Source organism: Pigmentiphaga sp. CHJ604, from assembly GCF_036972535.1.
Lineage (GTDB): Bacteria > Pseudomonadota > Gammaproteobacteria > Burkholderiales > Burkholderiaceae_B > Pigmentiphaga > Pigmentiphaga daeguensis.
On record NZ_CP136998.1, the window covers coordinates 4,795,448 to 4,814,166 of the forward strand.

Annotated in this window: 10 protein-coding genes; 7 read left to right on the forward strand and 3 right to left on the reverse strand. The window is 64.3% G+C overall.

All coding sequences use genetic code 11. The annotated features are described in order from the left end of the window. The first annotated feature begins 89 nt into the window (after positions 1 to 89). Both R4823_RS23030 and R4823_RS23035 read left to right on the forward strand, forming a co-directional pair. Positions 90 to 1,133, forward strand: coding sequence for a porin (locus R4823_RS23030; RefSeq protein ID WP_165963334.1), 1,044 nt, complete (start codon positions 90 to 92; stop codon positions 1,131 to 1,133). 340 nt (positions 1,134 to 1,473) lie between these two features. Beyond that, positions 1,474 to 2,499 (forward strand): porin, encoded by a 1,026-nt coding sequence (locus R4823_RS23035; protein WP_087841641.1) that lies wholly within the window; start codon positions 1,474 to 1,476, stop codon positions 2,497 to 2,499. A 105-nt stretch (positions 2,500 to 2,604) separates the two neighbouring features. On the opposite strand, the gene R4823_RS23040 is transcribed toward R4823_RS23035, so the two are convergent. After that, the gene (locus tag R4823_RS23040) at positions 2,605 to 3,510 is read right to left on the reverse strand and encodes a LysR family transcriptional regulator (protein WP_087841642.1); all 906 of its coding nucleotides are present in this window, start codon (positions 3,508 to 3,510) and stop codon (positions 2,605 to 2,607) included. 110 nt (positions 3,511 to 3,620) lie between these two features. Here R4823_RS23040 and R4823_RS23045 point away from each other — a divergent pair, with 110 nt between their 5' ends. The 5 genes from R4823_RS23045 (at position 3,621) to R4823_RS23065 (ending at position 11,863) form a co-directional block, all read left to right on the forward strand. After that, the gene (locus R4823_RS23045) at positions 3,621 to 4,607 is read left to right on the forward strand and encodes a tripartite tricarboxylate transporter substrate binding protein (protein ID WP_338616170.1); all 987 of its coding nucleotides are present in this window, start codon (positions 3,621 to 3,623) and stop codon (positions 4,605 to 4,607) included. Positions 4,608 to 4,641: 34 nt separating this feature from the next. Beyond that, positions 4,642 to 5,874: a flavin-dependent oxidoreductase gene (locus R4823_RS23050; RefSeq protein WP_338616171.1), complete on the forward strand. Its 1,233-nt coding sequence runs from the start codon at positions 4,642 to 4,644 to the stop codon at positions 5,872 to 5,874. 171 nt (positions 5,875 to 6,045) lie between these two features. Then, the gene (locus R4823_RS23055; protein ID WP_338616173.1) at positions 6,046 to 7,539 is read left to right on the forward strand and encodes an efflux transporter outer membrane subunit; all 1,494 of its coding nucleotides are present in this window, start codon (positions 6,046 to 6,048) and stop codon (positions 7,537 to 7,539) included. Positions 7,540 to 7,610: 71 nt separating this feature from the next. Continuing rightward, positions 7,611 to 8,750: an efflux RND transporter periplasmic adaptor subunit gene (locus R4823_RS23060; protein WP_338616175.1), complete on the forward strand. Its 1,140-nt coding sequence runs from the start codon at positions 7,611 to 7,613 to the stop codon at positions 8,748 to 8,750. Between the two features lie 11 nt (positions 8,751 to 8,761). After that, positions 8,762 to 11,863 (forward strand): efflux RND transporter permease subunit, encoded by a 3,102-nt coding sequence (locus R4823_RS23065; protein ID WP_338616177.1) that lies wholly within the window; start codon positions 8,762 to 8,764, stop codon positions 11,861 to 11,863. 428 nt (positions 11,864 to 12,291) lie between these two features. On the opposite strand, the gene R4823_RS23070 is transcribed toward R4823_RS23065, so the two are convergent. Then, positions 12,292 to 15,864: an RHS repeat-associated core domain-containing protein gene (locus tag R4823_RS23070; RefSeq protein WP_338616179.1), complete on the reverse strand. Its 3,573-nt coding sequence runs from the start codon at positions 15,862 to 15,864 to the stop codon at positions 12,292 to 12,294. Between the two features lie 73 nt (positions 15,865 to 15,937). Then, the gene (locus tag R4823_RS23075) at positions 15,938 to 18,691 is read right to left on the reverse strand and encodes a SpvB/TcaC N-terminal domain-containing protein (RefSeq protein ID WP_338616181.1); all 2,754 of its coding nucleotides are present in this window, start codon (positions 18,689 to 18,691) and stop codon (positions 15,938 to 15,940) included. Positions 18,692 to 18,719: the final 28 nt, after the last annotated feature.

The window sequence follows — 18,719 nt, forward strand, 5'->3', positions numbered from 1 at the left end:
TTCGCCTCATGTTGGATCGTCATCCTCTCGTCCGAGCACTTGAGCAACGCCCTCGTGCCACATCACACAAATCCATCTGGAGTTCTCAATTGAAAAAGACCCTCATCGCCGCCGCGCTGCTGGCTGGCTTCGCCGGCACCGCGCAAGCCCAGAGCGTGACGCTGTACGGTATCGTCGACATGGGATTCATGAACAGCAAGCAGGATGGCCAATCGGCCACCAACGGGCTGGAAAGCGGCATCGCCGGCAGCTCGCGCTTCGGCCTGCGTGGCGTGGAAGACCTGGGCAACGGCCTGAAGGCCAACTTCCAGCTGGAAAGCGGCTTCAAGGCCGACACGGGCATCCAGAGCGCCAGCGGCCAGTTGTTCGACCGCGCCGCCTGGGTCGGTGTGTCGGGCAACTTCGGTGAAATCCGCCTGGGCCGCCAGGACTCCCTGGGCTTCAACTGGTTCCGCGGCGCCATCAACCCCTTCGGCAACGCCTACTCGCAGGCCCAGAGCAAGACCGTCTTCAACGTCAGCGGCATCGATGACCGCTTCAGCAACAGCGCCTTCTACCTGTCGCCCAAGTTCAGCGGCTTCCAGGTCGGCGCCGGCTACAGCTTCAACGCCAACGGCAGCGAAACCGCCGGCAACGACGCCGACAACGCCGCCTACTCGCTGGGCCTGCGCTACCAGAACGGCCCCCTGCTGGCCGTCCTGACGTACGAACAGAAGAACGCGGCCGACCTGGCTCCCGGTGCGGGCGTGGGCGGCTCCGACCTGAAGAACATCCAGCTGGGCGCCACCTACGACTTCGGCGTGGCCAAGCTGCACGCCGGTTACGGCCGCCTGCAGAACTCCGGCTACAAGTCGAACGCCGAGAAGGAGAACTCGTACCTGCTGGGCGTGACCGTGCCGTTCGGCGCGCACTCCGTGTTCGCCACCTACCAGCGCAACGACAACGCCAACATCAACGCCGGCCGCGCCGACAAGGCCATCAATGGCTACGCCATCGGCTACAACTACACGCTGTCCAAGCGCACCATGATCTACGCCCTGTTCAACCAGTACACCGACGTGATCGTCCGCACGGACAACAAGGCCCTGGGCGACAAGCGCGAAATCGCCATCGGCCTGCAGCACAAGTTCTAAGCCCGGCTCAGGCATGGGCCGGGGCATCCGGCCCATGTTTCGAAGTGCTTACTTCAGCAGTGAGTGTTTTCCTGTCTTCGGCTTGCCTGGAGACGGGCTTTTTCGTTGGTTTTTTGCGCAAAAACAACGAAAGCCGTAAGAATAAGTAAAAACCCGGCCTTCATTCGTCTCTCGACTTGGTAGTAACCCGCATTCTTTGCTGCAATATGAACAACTTCCTACCAGGAAGCTCTGGTTTTCCCGCAGCAAACGGATACCCGACGATGGATCCGCGCATTCCATCCGGCGCCTCGCACCCCCCGTCTGCCGCGACAGCCAGATCAATCATGGAGATGTACGAATGAAAAAGACCCTGATCGCTGCCGCCGTTCTGGCCGGCATGGCTGGTACCGCGCAAGCGCAAAGCTCGGTCACCCTGTACGGCATCATGGATATGGGCTACCTGTATACCAAGACCGAAGGCATGAAGGCGCGCAACGCGCTGGACAGCGGCCTGCAGAGCGATTCCCGCTTCGGCCTGCGTGGCTCGGAAGACCTGGGCAACGGCCTGAAGGCCAACTTCCTGCTGGAAGCCGGCATCAACGCCGACGACGGCACCACCACCCAGTCCGGCCTGTTCAACCGCCAATCGTGGGTGGGCCTGTCGTCCAACACGCTGGGTGAAATCCGCCTGGGCCGCCAGTTCATCCTGGGCTCGCAATTCTTCACCAACATCGATCCGTTCGGCACGACCTTCCGTCAGGCCGGCATGGGCTCGACCTTCATCGCCGCCAACCAGGTCCGCAACAGCAACAGCGTGATGTACTTCACGCCGACCTGGAACGGCCTGCAAGGCGCCATCGGCTACAGCTTCAACCGCTCGACCAGCGAAACCCCGGTCGCCGGCACCAACAACCGCGCCATCACCTCGGGCCTGCGCTACGCCAACGGTCCCGTCGAAGTCGCCCTGACCTACGACCAGGTCGAGCCCTCGACCGGCGGCAACGTCGGCCGTTCGACCCAGTTGGGCGGTACCTATGACTTCGGCGTGGTCAAGCTGCATGCCGCCATCGCCGACCAGCGCAACGTCGCGGTCAACGTTGGCGACATCCCGGGCTGGAACGGCCGCTTCGCCAAGAAGACCCTGTCGTACATGGTCGGCGCGTCGGCTCCCGTCGGCCCCGGCTCGCTGTTCGGCTCGTACCAGAAAGCCAAGGACTGGGACATCGAAGGCTTCAGCGTCGGTTACACCTACCCGCTGTCGCGTCGTACCAACGCCTATGCCTTCTTCAGCAACATGGACAACGTCGGTCACTACGGCAGCGCCGTCACGACCGGCGACAAGACCACCCGCCAGTTCGGCGTCGGCCTGCGTCACATGTTCTAAATCGGCGGCGGGAGCGCCGCGCGCGCTCCTTGCAAGCGCCCAGAACCCCCTGGGCGTACGCTGGGAAAACCGGACCGGAAACGGTCCGGTTTTTTTTGCCGCCCCCTACCCGCCTCGCACGGCGCGGGGAATGGAGCGCTTGAGCAGATCGCAAAAATCGTCGGCGCACGGCGGCAGCTTGCGGCCGCGGTCGCGCAGTTCGTAGAACTCCAGTTCGACCAGGGGCGGGCCCAGCGGCTCGAGACGGATGCCGCGGCCCCGGCAGGCGGGGACGGCGGTCGAGGGAAGGATGGCGATGCCGCGCCCGGCCTCGGCCAGGCCGATCTGGGTTTCGATGAAATTGACGACGAAGCGCGGCGGACCTTCGTGGCCCACCAGGGCCAGGTTCTTGTCGATCAACTGCTGCAAGGGGTTGTCGAAGGGCAGGTTGATGAATTGCTCGCCCGCCAGCGCGCTCCAGGAACGTGGCGACCGCGCCAGCTGGAACTTCGGCGCGGCGCTGGCCGCCACCAGCGAGAAGTGGAACAGCGGCTGCCGCAACATGCCCGGCGCCGCCTTGATGAACATGCCCAGCCCGACGTCCAGGTGCCCGGCACGCACCATGCTGGACACCGATGGCAGGTCGGTGTCGACGACGGTCAGGCGCACGCCCGGATGACGCTGCTCGAAGGCCGCCACGACCGGGGGCAGCAGATAGGAACAGGTCAGCGGCGGCGCGCCGATCGACAGCGTGGTATTGGCACGCTGCGCCGATCTCCCCACCTGCTCCACGATCTCCTCGATCCGCTTGACGTTCTGTTCGGCCACGGCGCGAAACTCGGCGCCGAACTGCGTCAGCGTGACCTGCCGCGTGGTGCGGTCGAACAGACGGAAACCCAGTTGCCCTTCCAGTTCCCGGATCATCAGGCTCAGGCCCGACTGGGCGATGTGCAGCTGCTCGGCCGCGCGGGAGAAATTCCGCTGCTGGGCCAGCAGCAGGAAGGCCTTGAGCTGGCGGTGGGAGATGTTCATGTCGGTGCATTGATGCAGATACCTGATCAATTCATACTTTATTCATATTTCACTCGCGTATAAAGCTCGTATTGAATGGCGATCGTTCCTGTCCCACCAGAGAGGTCGATATGCCCACCCGCCGCTGCTTCTCCCGTCGCTCGTTCTGTAGTGCCTGGCTGCTGGCGCTGGCCGCCGGCGCGGTCCAGGCGGACGAGCCCTATCCCACTCGTCCCATCCGCATCATCGTGCCCTTCTCCGCAGGCGGCGGCATCGACGTGCTGGGCCGGACCATAGGCCAGAAACTGTCCGAGGCCTGGCAGTACGCGGCGGTGGTCGAGAACCGCCCCGGCGCCAGCGGCAACATCGGCACCGACCTGGCCGCGCGGGCCGCGCCCGACGGCTACACCTACCTGATGACGGCCAACACCATCATCATGACGCCGAGCTTCATGCAGGGCGTCACCTTCGATCCGGTGAAGGACTTCGCGCCGGTGATGCCCATCGCCATCGGCAGCCTCGCGCTGGTGACCCGTCCCGACCTTCCGGCCAAGTCGGTGTCGCAACTGATCGAACTGGCCCGGAAACAGCCGCACAAGCTCAACTACGGCTCGCCCGGCACCGGCACGCCGCACCACCTGGCCATGGAGCTGGTCAAGCAGCGCGCCGGCATCGACGTGGTCCACGTGCCCTACAAGGGCTCGGGCGGACTGGTCAACGACGTGCTGTCGGGCCAGGTGGACCTGGCCTTCGTTCCCGTCCACCAGGCGCTGCAATTCGCCCGCGCCGGCAAGATGCAGATGCTGGCCGCCGGCGGCACGCGGCGCACCGCCGTGACGCCCGACATCCCGTCGCTGGCCGAGGCCTCGGGCATCGCCGACGTCGACGTCGACATGTGGTACGGCCTCTACCTGCCCGCCGGCACGCCGCAGGCCATCGTCGGCAAGGTCAACGCCGAGGTCGCGCAGATCCTGAAGATGCCGGACGTGGTCAAGAGCCTGTCCATGCAGGGCCTGCAGCCCAGCGGCGGCACGCCGGACGACCTGGCCAGGCTGACGCGGGACGACCTCAGGCGCTGGGCCGGCGTCATCCGCCAGGCCGGCCTGGCGTCCCAATAGCACGCATATCCCAACCACACCAAGAGGAGTCTTCATGGAAGTCATGATCGTGGGCGGCGGCATAGGCGGCCTGACCCTGGCGCTGTCGCTGCACAAGGTGGGCATCGCCGCCCGGGTCTTCGAGGCGGCGCCGGACATCCAGGCGCTGGGCGTGGGCGTGAGCCTGCTGCCGCACTCGACCCGGGTCCTGGGCGAGCTCGGCCTGAACGAGGCCCTGGCGAAGGTGGCCGTCACCACCACGACCACCACCTTCTTCAACCGCTTCGGACAGCACGTCTATTCCGAGTCGACCGGCCGGCAGGCGGGCTACGAGTGGCCGCAGTTCCAGGTCCATCGCGGGGACCTGCAGATGGTCCTGCTCGGGGCCTGCCGCGAGCGCCTGGGCGCGGACCGCATCGTCGCGGGCCATCGCTGCACCGGGTTCACGCAGACGTCCGGCGGCGTCACCGCCTCGTTCATCGATCCCGCCGGCAACTCCCTTGCTCCCCGCGCGGCCGATGCGCTGATCGCCTGCGACGGCCTGCACTCGGTGATCCGCAAGCAGTTGCATCCCGCCGAAGGCGAGCCGGTCTACTCCGGGGTCAACATGTGGCGCGGCGTCACCCGCTGGAAGCCCTATTTCGACGGCGCCACCTATGTCCGCGGCGGCTGGCTGACGCCGGGCAAGATGGTCATCTACCCGATCCGCAACGCGCTCGACGCCGATGGGTGCCAGTTGATCAACTGGGTGGCCGAAGTGACGACGCCCCGCTACGAGCGCCGCGACTGGAACCGGCGGGGACGGCTGGAGGACTTCATCGGCGTATTCGAGGACTGGCGCTTCGACTGGCTGGACGTACCCGCCATGATCCGGGCCGCCGACGTCCTGCTGGAATTTCCCATGGTGGACCAGGACCCGCTGCCCTGGTGGACCCAGGGCCGGGTCACGCTGCTGGGCGACGCGGCGCACCCCATGGTGCCGCGCGGCTCGAACGGCGCGGGGCAGGCCATCCTGGACGCGCGCGCCCTGGCCGCCGCGCTGGCCGCGGAGCCGGACGTGCCGGCCGCGCTGGCGCGATATGAATCGCAGCGCCGCCCCGCGACGACGGACATCGTGCTGGCCAACCGCAAGACGCCCCCGGACGCCATCCTGAAGGAAGTCTACGAGCGCACGGGCGATCGCCCCTTCCGGCACATCGACGACGTCATCAGCCAGGAAGAGCTGGCCGCCATATCCAACGGCTACAAGCGCGTGGCGGGTTACGACCTGGCCTCGCTGTCCCGGTAGGAGCGTGGCGGGCGGCCCGCCCGCCCCCGGGCTGCATCCGTGCCCTTCCGTATCGAGAAATGTTCTCGATATTCACGACTTCCTAATACCTTTTCGATTACGCTATCGAGTCGTCCATGCACTCTAACTGCGCGGACCGGCGGCGATCCCGCCGGCCTCCGCGCCTCCAGCATGCCTCTCGCTCGCGCCCAGTCCTTTGTTTCGTCGTCGCCACGCCCCGTCCTGGGCCTGGCCTTGCTGCTGATTGCCGGCTGCAGCCTGCAACCGCCCGCGCCGTCCGTGCCGCTGGCCACGCCGGCCGGCTGGCAGGCCTCGCTGCCCGCCTCCGCCGAACCCTCCCTGCCGCATGACTCCAACCCGCAGCGCCTGCTGCAATGGTGGCAACAGACCGGCGACCCGGCCCTGCCCGGACTGATCGAGGCGGCCCAGGCGGCCAGCCCGACCGTGGGCACGGCGCGCTCGCGCTTCCTGCAGGCCCGGGCCGCCCGCGTGTCCGCCGGCGCCGCCCTGGGGCCCACGCTCGACGCCACGGCGCAAACCAGCCGCGGCTTTTCGCAGATCGCGGGCGGCATCGCCACGCAGAACCAGGCCGGCCTGCAGGCCTCGTGGGAGATCGACCTGTTCGGCGCCAACGCCGCCACGCGCGACGCCGCGCAGGCCCGCCTGGAGGGCGCGCAGGCCCAATGGCACGACGCGCGCATCTCGGTGGCCGCGGAAGTCGCCAACGAGTTGAACAACTTCCGTAGTTGCCGCCGCGAGCTCGCCATCCAGGAATCGGACGCGGCCTCGCGCGCGGAAAGCGCGCGCCTGACCGACCTCGCCATGCGCGCGGGCTTCCAGTCCACCGCCAACGCCGCGCTGGCGCGCGCCAGCAGCGCCGAAGCCGCCGCCCGCGCCCGCCAGCAGCGGGCCTCGTGCGACATCAGCGTCAAGGCGCTGGTGGCGCTGACCGCGCTGGACGAACCCGGGCTGCGTGCCCGGCTGGCCGCGCCGGCGCAGCCTCCGTCCGACACGCTGTTCGCCATCGACCACCTGCCTGCCGCCGTGCTGGCGCAACGCCCCGACCTGTTCAACGCCGATCGCAACGTGGCGGCGGCCAGCGCCGAGGTCGGCAGCGCCCAGGCCAGGCGCTACCCGCGCCTGACCCTGGCCGGCAGCGTGGGCGCGGCCTCGTTCAAGGCACGCGGCATGAACGTCGACGTCTCGACCTGGTCCATCGGTCCGCTGTCGGTGTCATTGCCGCTGTTCGACGGCGGCCGCCACCGCGCCGACATCGACGCTGCCCAGGCCCGCTACGACGAAGCCGTCACGCAGTATCGCGCCACGGCGCGCCAGGCCGTGCGCGAAGTGGAGCAAGCCCTGGTCAACCTGGAAAGCACGGCCGCGCGCGCCACCGACGCGCGCGCCGCGGTCGAGGGATACCAGGCTTCGTTCGAAGCCACCGAGCAGCGCTATCGCGGCGGCCTGGCCAGCCTGCTGGAACTGGAGGAGTCGCGGCGCATGCTGCTGACGGCGCGCACCACCCAGTCCGCGCTGGAGCGCGAGCGCATGGCGGCCTGGATCGCGCTGTACCGCGCGGCGGGAGGCGGCTGGCGGCAGGACGCGCCGGCGCCTCCGGACACGCCGCCGTCGGCCTCCGCGATGCCTGCCGCCAACCCTTCCTGACGACATCTCACGAACCTCGTCGCCGCAGGGCTCGTTCCCGCCCCGGCCCCACCCCAACCATGATCCCGTCCATGCCGCTACGCCCCCTCATCGCCGCCGCCGTGCTCGGCGCCATCCTGGCCGGTGCCTTCCTCGCCCCCGCCCTGCGCGCGGCCGACACCGGCACCGCCCCGGCCGTCCGGCCAGCCCTGACCGTCACCGTCGCCCAGCCGCAGATGCGGTCCCTGCGCGTCGCCCTCCAGGCCAACGGCAACATCATGGCCTGGCAGGAAGCCAGCCTGGGCGCCGAGATCGGCGGCCTGCGCCTGCAGGACGTCCTGGTCAACGTGGGCGATACCGTCAAGGCCGGCCAGGTACTGGCCACCTTCGCGCAGGAAACCGTGCGCGCGGACATCGCCCAAGCCCGCGCCGCGCTGGCCGAGGCCGAGGCCAGCGCCGCCGAGGCCCGCGCCAACGCCGAGCGCGCCCAGTCCCTGAAAGCCTCCGGCGCCCTGAGCGAATCGCAGATCAACCAGTACGTGACCGGCGGCCAGACCGCCCAGGCGCGCGTGGAGTCCGCCCGCGCCAGCCTTGCCGCGCAGGAATTGCGCCTGAAATTCACGCAGGTCCGCGCGCCCGACAGCGGCGTCATCTCGTCGCGCACCGCCACGGTGGGCGCGGTCGTGGGCGCCGGCACCGAACTCTTCCGCATGATCCGCAAGGGCCGCCTGGAATGGCGCGGCGAGGTCACCTCCGCCGAGGTCGGCCGCGTGCGCGTGGGCGACCCCGTCACCGTCGTCGCGGCCAGCGGCGAACGCCTGCAGGGCAAGGTCCGCACCATCGGCCCCACCGTCGACCCGCAAACGCGCAATACCCTGGTCTACGTCGACCTGCCCGGCGCCGGGGCGCCGAACTCCTCGGCCAAGGCCGGCATGTTCGCGCGCGGCGAATTCGAACTAGGCTCCGCACAGGGCCTGACGGTGCCCCAGCAAGCCGTCGTCATGCGCGAGGCCTTCAACTACGTCTTCGTCGTAGGCGCGGACAACCGGGTGGCCCAGCGCAAGATCCAGGCGGGACGGCGCGACGGCGACCGGGTCGAGGTCCTGGACGGCCTCGCGCCCACCGACCGCGTCGCCGTGCGCGGCGCGGGCTTCCTGACCGACGGCGACCTGGTGCGCGTGGTCGACACGCCCGCTCCCGCGGCCACCCCTGCCACCGCCGTGACGCGCTGAGAGCCGACGCGATGAACGTCTCGACCTGGTCCATACGCAACCCCATTCCGTCGGTCATGCTGTTCGTGCTGCTGACCTTCGCCGGCCTGCTGTCGTTCAGCGCCATGAAGGTGCAGAACTTCCCCGACATCGACCTGCCCATGGTCATGGTCACGGCCTCGCTGCCCGGGGCCTCGCCCAGCCAACTGGAGAACGACGTCGCCCGCAAGCTGGAGAACTCCATTGCCACCTTGCAGGGCCTCAAGCACGTCTACACCAAGATCCAGGATGGCAGCGTCAGCCTGACCGCCGAGTTCGAGCTGGAAAAGCCCCTGCAGGAAGCGGTGGACGATGTACGCTCGGCGGTCTCGCGCGTGCGCGCCGACATGCCTGCCGACCTGCGCGACCCCATCATCAACAAGGTCGACCTGGCAGGCCAGCCCGTGCTGGCCTTCACCGTGCGCGCGAGCAGCATGGACGACGAAGCGCTGTCCTGGCTGGTCGACAACGACGTCGCCCGCAAACTGCTGAACGTGCCCGGCGTGGGAGCGGTCAACCGCGTGGGTGGCGTAACCCGCGAGATACGCATCGCGCTCGACCCGCAGCGCCTGCAGGCCCTGGGGGCGTCCGCCGCCGACATCTCGCGCCAGTTGCGCCAGGTGCAGCGCGAAAGCTCCGGCGGCCGCACCGACATCGGCGACGCCGAACAGCCCGTGCGCACCCTGGCCACCGTGGGCACCGCCGAAGAACTCGCCGGCCTGCGGCTGGTCCTGAGCGACGGCCGGTCCATCCGGCTATCCGACGTCGCCACCGTGACCGACACCATCGCCGAGCGGCGCTCGGCCGCCCTGCTCGACGGCCAGCCCGTCGTCGGCTTCGAGGTGGCCCGCAGCCGCGGCGCGAGCGAACTGGACGTTGCCGCGGGCGTGCAGCGCGCGCTGCACGAACTCAAGGCCCAGCATGCCGACCTGCAGATCACCGAGTCCTTCAACTTCGTCACGCCGGTCCAGGAGGAATACGACGGCTCCATGCGCCTCTTGTACGAAGGCGCGCTGCTGGCCGTGCTGGTCGTCTGGCTGTTCCTGCGCGACTGGCGCGCCACGCTGATCTCCGCCGTCGCGCTGCCGTTGTCCGTCATCCCCGCCTTCGCAGGCATGTACTTCCTGGGATTCTCGATCAACGTCATCACCCTGCTGGCGCTGTCCCTGGTCATCGGCATCCTGGTGGACGACGCCATCGTGGAAGTCGAAAACATCGTGCGCCACCTGCGCATGGGCAAGAGCCCCTACCAGGCCGCCATGGAAGCCGCCGACGAAATCGGACTGGCCGTGGTCGCCACCACCTTCACCCTGATCGCCGTCTTCCTGCCCACCGCCTTCATGAGCGGCGTCGCCGGACGCTTCTTCAAGCAGTTCGGCTGGACGGCCTCGCTGGCCGTGTTCGCCTCGCTCATCGTCGCACGCGTGCTCACGCCCATGATGGCCGCCTACCTGCTCAAGCCCGCCGTGCACGCGGGCAAGGAGCCGCGCTGGCTGCAGACCTACATGCGGTGGGTGGCTGCCTGCCTGCGCCATCGCTGGCTGACCGTGCTCGGGGCCGCCGTGTTCTTCATCCTGTCGATCGGCATGATTCCGCTGCTGCCCGCCGGCTTCATGCCCGCCGACGACAACTCCCAGACCCAGGTCGTGGTCGAGCTGCCGCCCGGTTCCACCCTGGCCCAGACCCTGGACACCGCCGAACTCGTCCGCCTGCGGCTGGCCAAGGTCCCGCACGTGCGCAGCGTCTACACCACCATCGGCGGCGGTACCGCCGGCGGCGACCCGTTCTCCATGTCCGGCGCGGCCGAGGTCCGCAAGGCCACCCTGACCATCCAGCTCGACCCGCGCGAAGACCGCCCCAAGAAACAAGGCATCGAAGAAGACATGCGCGCCGCCCTGCAGGAAATCCCCGGCATGCGCAGCCGCGTCGGCCTGGGCGGCTCCAACAACAAATACGTGCTCGTGCTGACCGGCGACGACCCCGACGCGCTGAACCAGGCGGCCCTGGCCGTCTCCAAGGAACTGCGCACCATACCGGGCCTGGGCAACATCTCGTCCACCGCCAGCCTCATCCGCCCCGAGATCGCCGTGCGCCCCGACTTCGCCCGCGCCGCCGACCTGGGCGTCACCAGCAGCGCCATCGCCGACACCCTGCGCATCGCCACCGTCGGCGACTACGACATCTCCCTGCCCAAGCTCAACCTGTCGCAGCGCCAGGTCCCCATCGTCGTGCGCCTGGACGAGGCCGCGCGCGAAGACCTCTCCCTGCTCGGCCGCCTGTCCGTGCCCGGCACGCGAGGCCCGGTCCTGCTCGACCAGGTCGCCACCCTGGACTTCTCCGCGGGACCGTCCGTCATCGACCGCTACGACCGCTCGCGCAACATCAACTTCGAGATCGAACTGGCCGGCATGGACCTGGGCGAAGTCGCCCAGCGCGTGGCCGACCTGCCCACCATCAAGAACCTGCCGCCCGGCGTGCGCCAGGCCACCGTGGGCGACGCCGAAGTCATGGGCGAACTGTTCCAGAGCTTCGGCCTGGCCATGCTGACCGGCGTGCTGTGCATCTACGTCGTGCTGGTGCTGCTGTTCAAGCACTTCCTGCACCCCGTCACCATCCTGGCCGCCCTGCCGCTATCGCTGGGGGGCGCCTTCGTCGGCCTGCTCATCGCGCACAAGAGCTTCTCCATGCCCTCGCTGATCGGCCTGGTGATGCTGATGGGCATCGCCACCAAGAACTCCATCCTGCTCGTCGAATACGCCATCCTGGCGCGGCGAGGACACCCCGCCACCGACGTGCGGCCGGCCGTGCCCGGCATGAGCCGCTGGGATGCCCTGATCGACGCCTGCCACAAACGCGCTCGGCCCATCATCATGACCACCATGGCGATGGGCGCCGGGATGCTGCCGATCGCGATCGGCTACGGGGCCGCGGATCCGAGCTTCCGGTCGCCGATGGCGATCGCGGTGCTGGGGGGGTTGATCACGTCGACGTTTTTGAGTTTGCTGGTGATACCGGTGGTGTTTTTGTTTGTGGATGATTTTGGGCAGTGGGTGCTGCGGTTGGTTCGGCGAGGGCAGATCGGTGCGGTACGGTGAGGAATAAATAAGGCAGCCGGCGATGCCGCGATTGGCCGCAATGAAACGCAAATCCGTCGCAGCATTTGGGCCAATCTCAACCTTGCAATATCGCCGCTCACAAGTACAGCATCGAGATATTTAACCTCTCGGCACCCGGTACGCGATAAACATCACTAAACCGAGAGTAGCCAGTAGCATCAAAAGCTTGCGTACATGGGTCTAGCTCAACGGCAAGGCTTAGCCAAAAGGTGGCTTCAGCTTTGACTCCTCCCTCAGCCTCTCCATACCAATCCGACGCAATACGAGTCCCGAACCATATATCAACCCTAACCCTACTGCGCAAGCCAACTTAAACCAGAAACCGTTTAACCAAAAAATTGCAACCGGAACCAACAAAAACCCTGACGCGAGGCCAAGCTTCGCAATTTTTTCAGATTTTTTAAACATTATTTGCTTAGCAGTTTTTTGTTTACCTGATCAGTCATCAGTCGATATGTAGGAGTCAACTTAAAGGTCTCGTTTATCACAAAATTCACTGGTGCCGTCGCGGGAAAGTGAGTCTCAATATACTGCGTCAACCCCCAAGAAAAAGCCTCGACAATAGAAGAACCTGGATTCGGTTCAAAATATTGAACACCCGCAGATGTTGTGAGAGATATCACCGCCAATCGAGTAGCAGCTTCGGGGTTTCTAAACATGATAGCAGCACCTGCCCCCGTAGCAGATCCGATCGTTTTCAGAGCATCTACCCCGTCGCGAGTCCCTGTCGTCCTGGGCAGGCCAGCACAGTTATTTTCAAACCCTGCAGGGCACTCTCCCCGCATGACGGCATTATTTCGAGCATTTGCTGCTGCTTCAGCCTGTAGTTTCGTCATAACCTGATTGAACAAATACCCGTAAGCAGCAGTTATGGCACCATTGGCGAATTGTCCGCCACCGATCACCGAAACGGTTCCACCGGTCGCTACCGCGGCGGCGAAGCGTTGATAATCGTTCCAACCTTCAGGAGTATGAATAGTCACCAACTTACCTGCTACGGCCGAGGCCGCGCCGCGCAGGCACCCACCGCCCTGCAACTCTCCACTGGCACATCCCACCGCCGCATGCCCGGCATAGATCAGGTTCCCGTCGAGGCCCCCCGCCCAACCAAATCCTGCTCCAACAATTGCGCCTTTTACCGAAGCTTCGAAGTCCCCGCCCGTTGCCACCATCGTTCCGGAGAAACCTCCTAGAGCGCCGGCCGCCACGCTAGCTCCGCTCCATCCTCCGAAATTTGCCAGGTACCAGTTCCCCGTCATATAGCCCACCCCAATGGACAGGCCCATGCGCCCGACCTTGGACTCAGCGATGCTGCTGACCCCCTTGGCGACACTGCCGATGAGATCCCCGACGGCATCCAAGATATCATCGATAAAGCTAAGGAGCCCATACCCTGACGGATCGACGCCGTTCAGCGGGCTATTAAAGGCATAGGAGTAGCGGTTGTAGGACTGCGGGTTATACGGAGCCTGAATCATCGGATCGGCACTCATGAAGCGCCCGATGCGCGGATCGTAGATCCGCCCGTTCATGTGCACGAGCCCGACCTCTTCGAGGTGCTCATGTCCCGTAAAGCCCCGATCCGTGTTGACGCCTGCCAGCGTATTGCCCGGATCGGTCGTGCCGTTGGGGAATTGCCGCTTGCCCCACGCATCGTAGGCCAGCCGCTCGACCACCGCGCCGGTCTCATCCGAGACCGCGTTGGTCGAACCCAGATGATCCTTGTGCAGATAGCGCAGCGTCGTCACGTTGGTGCTGCGCGTCGTGTAGATCGCCACCGTGCCGCTCGAGGCGGTGATGTAGTGCTTGTGTTCGGTCACCCCGCCGGTCTTGACCTCCTTCTCGTAGAAGAGGCCGCCGACGTTGTCCGGGTGCACGTAGTACACCGTACCCGAGGGGGCGATCTGCTTGACCCGCTGATGCGTGTCGTCGTACACGAAGGACAGCGTGGTGCCGTTGCCGGTGATCGTGGCCGGCATGTTGAAGCCGGTATAGGCCACCGTGCGGCCCGCCCCCGTCAGCATGCTGCCGTTGGCGTCATAGGTGTAGGTGGCCGCCAGCGTGCCGGTGATGCTGGCCACTGCGTGAGGCCGTACACTGGTCGCGCCGCTGGCGTTGTACGCGTAGGTACCCACGCCGGACTTGGTCTTGATGTTGCCGATCTCGTCATAGGTCACCGTGGTGGTGACCACGCCCGTCACGCCCCCGCCCTGGGTGGCGACGGTGATCAGCCGGTTCAGGTTGTCATACCCGAAGGTCTCGGCCAACCCCTGGTTCGTGTCCTGGCGCGACTGCAGGCTGCCGAGCTTGTCGTAGGTGTAGCTCAGGTTCTGCACCGTCGTGGCCGTGCCGACACCGGCGGTGACCTGGCGCAGCCAGTTCGTGTTGGTATCGTAGACATAGGTCGAGACCACGTTGTTGCCGTAGGTCTCCTTGGTCAACTGGCCACGGTCGTTGACGTCCGCCGCCGCGATGCTCCAGTACAGCGCGTTGGTGGCGTTATTGCGCACCGCTGTCATCAGTCCCAGCGTCGAGTATGTGTACTTGAGCGCGAAACCGGTCGGGTAGGTGCGCGTGGCGATGCGGCCATTGGCATCGTAGGTTACGCTGGCGGTGTAGGTGGTATCCAGCGTCGTGGTCGAACTCGTCGGCCGGCCCAGTGTGTCGTAGGCATAGCTGCGCTGCGTGCCGTTGTCGGTCTGCGCCTGGCACAGCTTGCCCACGCCCTTGGTGCAACTGTCGTAGGTCCAGGTGCTGTTCAGGCCCACCTCGCTGCGGCTGATCATCCGCCCCAGCTTGTCGTAGGCCTGAGTCGTGATCTGCCCCTTCGCATCGGTCTGCTTGATCAGTTCGCCCAGCGCGTTGTACTGGTACGTCCAGGTCCCCATATCGGGGTCCTTGAGCTGGGTCTTGCGGCCCCGCACGTCGTAGGTCAGCGTGGTGGTGTTGCCCAGCGGGTCGACCGTCTTGATCAGGTTGTCATAGGGATCGTAGGTGTAGCTGATCGTCTTGCTGTAGGCATCCGTGACACTGACGACCTGGCCTTGGCGGTTCTTGGTGGTGGTCGTCGCCTTGCCTTCGGCATTCGTGGTCTTGACCGTCAAGCCGGTGTACTCGTGGGTCACCACCCGCGTACCCATGGTTCCCGGCGAGTTCTCGCTCAAGGGCCGATCCAGGTCATCGTAGGTGTAGGTCGTCCAATAGTTCGTATTGGTGCCCGAGTACGGATAGCTCTTGCCCGTGACCCGGCCGAGGGTGTCGTACGCAGTGTCCTGCTTGATCGTGCGGCTGGCCGAGTCGACGGTCTCGCTGCGGATGGTCCGTCCCAGTTCGTCGTAGTAGGTCTTGACCCAAGGCCCGTTGGCTACGCCGCTGCTGTTCTGCGGCGTCTCGTGGACCAGGTACTTGGCGTACGCCGGGCAACTGGCCGTGCCACCATTGACCCCCGAGCAATACAGATACGCCCACGCCGTGCGATTGCCGTCGGCCCGGATCTCCAGCTTCTTGCGGCCCAGGTCGTCGTACTGCCAGGTCGTGGTCAAGCCGTTGGGGCCCGTTAGCGTCAACACCGCCCCCGTCTTGGCATCGTAGGTGCGCGTCTCGGTCTGCGACAGGGCATTGGTTGTGCTGGTGGGGAACTGGCCCTGCGCGTCATAGCTGATCGTGGTCGAGCGCGCGGTGAACGCCGCATACGCCAGCGTGCCGGTCGGCGCCGCCGCCTCGGTCACGCCGCCCTCGGTCGTGCCGTTGCAGTTGCGCGTGGTGCTGCCCGTGCGGTTGCCGTAGGTATCGAAGGTGTACTCGGTCACCTGGCACAGCTCGCTCTTGGCGGGCTCGATGATCTCCTTCTTCAGGATCCCATCCGTGCCGTAGACAAAAGCCGATTCGCGGATGACCGTGGCGGCCTGAGCTCCCCAGCTCAAGCATGCCGTTGCTAAATACGAGATCCCCCACCGGATCCACCGATTGCGCTGTGCCATGAATTTCCCCCGCCTGGACCTACTGGTTATGCTGATGACTGCTGGTTCTTGTTGAGATGTCGTGCACGACTCGCTAGGGCGAGACGCTGGTGACCTTGGAGCGCTGCAAGCGCCCCAGGATCCAATTGGTCAGGTCCGGGGCAAGATAGGTGTTGTCTGTAGTCTTGCTGTAGCCATCGGGGGTCGTGACCTTGACCTGGGTCGGGTCCCCGTACGCGTTGTATTGCTGAGTTGTCGTCGTGTCCGACATCAGCACGCCGGCCAGATCCTTGCGGCGCTCGATCTTGCTGGCCAGGTACGGGAAGTACCGGTTGCCCGGTGCCACCGGACATGTCGTAACGGTAGCGTTCCCCTCGGGCACCTTGCAGCCATACGTCGAGGTCCGGTACTGCATGTCCATGACCGGTGCACGCCCCACGCGAAAAAGCGTCTCCAGGCCCGTGTACGGCCAGGTCTGCGAATACTCGGTGTAGGTTTCGAAGCCCGTGGCCGCATCTACAGCCTTTACCGTGCGGAAACCCAGCGCGCCACGCCCCGTGACATCGGCCTTCAGGCCGCTGTAGGTGTAGTTCGTGTGCCTCAGTCCGCCACGCCCGTCCGACACCGAAAGCTTGGAAACTACGTACATTGGGGGTTGAAGGGCAACCTCCGGGTACGTCGCGGTTTCCTTGGTGTAGACGCTCGAATCCGTCAAGGGTTTATAGCTGAAACTGACCTTCCCCCCCAACCCGTTCGAGACTTGAGTCATCAGATAGGGATTATCAGAAACGGAGTACCACTGCTCCATTTTCCCGTTCCACGAGCTCCCATCGCGATAGAATTTTATTATCGATGGTCGAGATGAGCCGGAGACATCGGCAACATACTCTCTGTGCTTTTCACTCCAGCCCCCCATATATTCATTTGAAACGGGAGCAAAACCGGTTCCCGTAGCCAGCCAAGTTTCGGCGCGGGCAACATTCGTACTGGCGTCATGCCAAACACGCACCATATCCTGCTTCCCATCTCGATTAACATCCAGGATATGTTCACGATGAAGATCCGACCAGACATTCATCTGATCGTTGGATGCAACAGCAAACCCCAGCCCTGAGTTTATCCAAACTTCAGCTCGCGCGTACGGGGATTCCGCTTTCCAAATTTTCACCAAGTCGATAAGTCCGTCCCCATTGACATCCATGGGATGAATTCTATCCTGAGCACTCCATCCACCAAAATTCCCGGAGAACAGTAATTGAAAAGGACTCCCTGTTCCCCAAGGATCTACTCTAATCGCCCAGACGCTAACCGTGGACGCATATTCTCCTTCTTTTTTTTGTATACGGACAATATCTGCCCTTCCATCCCCATTCGCATCAAACACAAACTCCCGATCTTCCTCTCGCCAATTCCCTACGTCGAATGTCCCGCCCCACGAAAAATAGGTGTCGTTGGATAACCAGATTTCTGCTCTTGCAATATTGTTATATTCGTGGAACTTTATGAAATCCTGCTTTCCGTCGTCGTTGGTGTCAAGTATGTAATATCGGTGGTTGTCAACCCAGCCCCAGACATCGGCGTTGGAAACCAGTATGAAGGAGTCGCCCTGCGAAAGCCATAGTTCAGCTCGAGCCGAGGTTCCGTCATTCCAGAAGCGGACGACATCGGACCGGCCATCGCCGTTGGCGTCCAGGGACATTTCCTTGTTTTTTGGATTCCACCCACCGAAATCGTTATTCGAGACTCGCACCAATGTGCTTCCGTCCGAGAGCCACAGTTCAGCTTTCGAGGCCGGGGGGGAGGTATTGCTTTGCCAGATTCGTAGTACATCGCTCCTGCCATCCCCGTTCGCGTCCAGTACTAGTTCCCGATGCTCGTCATTCCACCCTCCGAAATCTTGCGATCTATTTCCGGTGAGCATCTCTGCGGATTGAGCGGGATATTCAAATGACATGACAGGTAAACACTGCGCCGCTTTGCAAACTTTTACCGTCCGAAGACGGGATCGCGAGACGAGAGCGTCGACATTCGCATATCCAAGCTGATACTCCCGAATCAACTCGGATCCCGAATAGGTTCTTATCGCCTTGAGTCTTTTCGAACTATAAAAGCGTTCGCCCGATTGATAAATCGTTTCAGCATCAGGGCGCAGATCGTATTCGAATCTTATAGAAGCGATAGGGCTTGTTTGCGAGGTCGGCGTGTGCTCGATCGCGTCGATCGACAATTCCTTGTTTGTCGAATCTTTTGTATAATTGAAGGTTGTCGAATTGCCCTTTCGATCCACGATTCGGTTCAGCGACCATGCACCAACGACCCCTTTTGATGTAATTTCGATACGAGAGTTTGCCTCTTTACCAAATTCCAGTGTTTCGCCCGATTTTGTTTGAATACTGAACCATTCCGGACCATTCGTTGCTCCGCCGTGGGCTACAACGCGATCGAATTTTTCCAGTTCGTGACGATATGAGCTATTGTTAGCACCATGACTTCCCGAGACCAGCAACAGCCGTTGGCCGTCTAGACAAAATTGGTCTCGACTCGAGAAGTCCACCGTAGTGCTATAGGTCGATCCATCTTGATGGGGCGTCACCGGACAACGCGAGATGGCCGAAAGTGCTGATAGTCGCCATCCCACCCCTAGGGGTCCATTACCAGTCTGATGGTTATAAACCAGTGCCAGATACGGTGAAACGTGACGCATCTGCGGAGGGACTTCCAAGGGAATTGAGTAACTCGCGGCACCATCCGGAGCGACATGAGCCCTTCCCTCAATTGCCATTTGCCCCCAAGCCAATTTTCCCGCCAAGCAAACTCCAACCACAGCTGCCGCCGTAGCAATTTTCATGGAGCATCTCCAATCTGTATGTGAACAC

Bases quoted from the DNA above. Each gene is read 5' to 3' on its own strand.
- R4823_RS23050 (WP_338616171.1), top strand. From the start codon at position 4,642: ATGGAAGTCATGATCGTGGGCGGCGGCATAGGCGGCCTGACCCTGGCG.
- R4823_RS23055 (WP_338616173.1), top strand. From the start codon at position 6,046: ATGCCTCTCGCTCGCGCCCAGTCCTTTGTTTCGTCGTCGCCACGCCCC.
- R4823_RS23035 (WP_087841641.1), top strand. From the start codon at position 1,474: ATGAAAAAGACCCTGATCGCTGCCGCCGTTCTGGCCGGCATGGCTGGT.
- R4823_RS23075 (WP_338616181.1), bottom strand. From the start codon at position 18,691: ATGAAAATTGCTACGGCGGCAGCTGTGGTTGGAGTTTGCTTGGCGGGA.
- R4823_RS23070 (WP_338616179.1), bottom strand. From the start codon at position 15,864: ATGGCACAGCGCAATCGGTGGATCCGGTGGGGGATCTCGTATTTAGCA.
- R4823_RS23045 (WP_338616170.1), top strand. From the start codon at position 3,621: ATGCCCACCCGCCGCTGCTTCTCCCGTCGCTCGTTCTGTAGTGCCTGG.
- R4823_RS23040 (WP_087841642.1), bottom strand. From the start codon at position 3,510: ATGAACATCTCCCACCGCCAGCTCAAGGCCTTCCTGCTGCTGGCCCAG.
- R4823_RS23060 (WP_338616175.1), top strand. From the start codon at position 7,611: ATGCCGCTACGCCCCCTCATCGCCGCCGCCGTGCTCGGCGCCATCCTG.
- R4823_RS23065 (WP_338616177.1), top strand. From the start codon at position 8,762: ATGAACGTCTCGACCTGGTCCATACGCAACCCCATTCCGTCGGTCATG.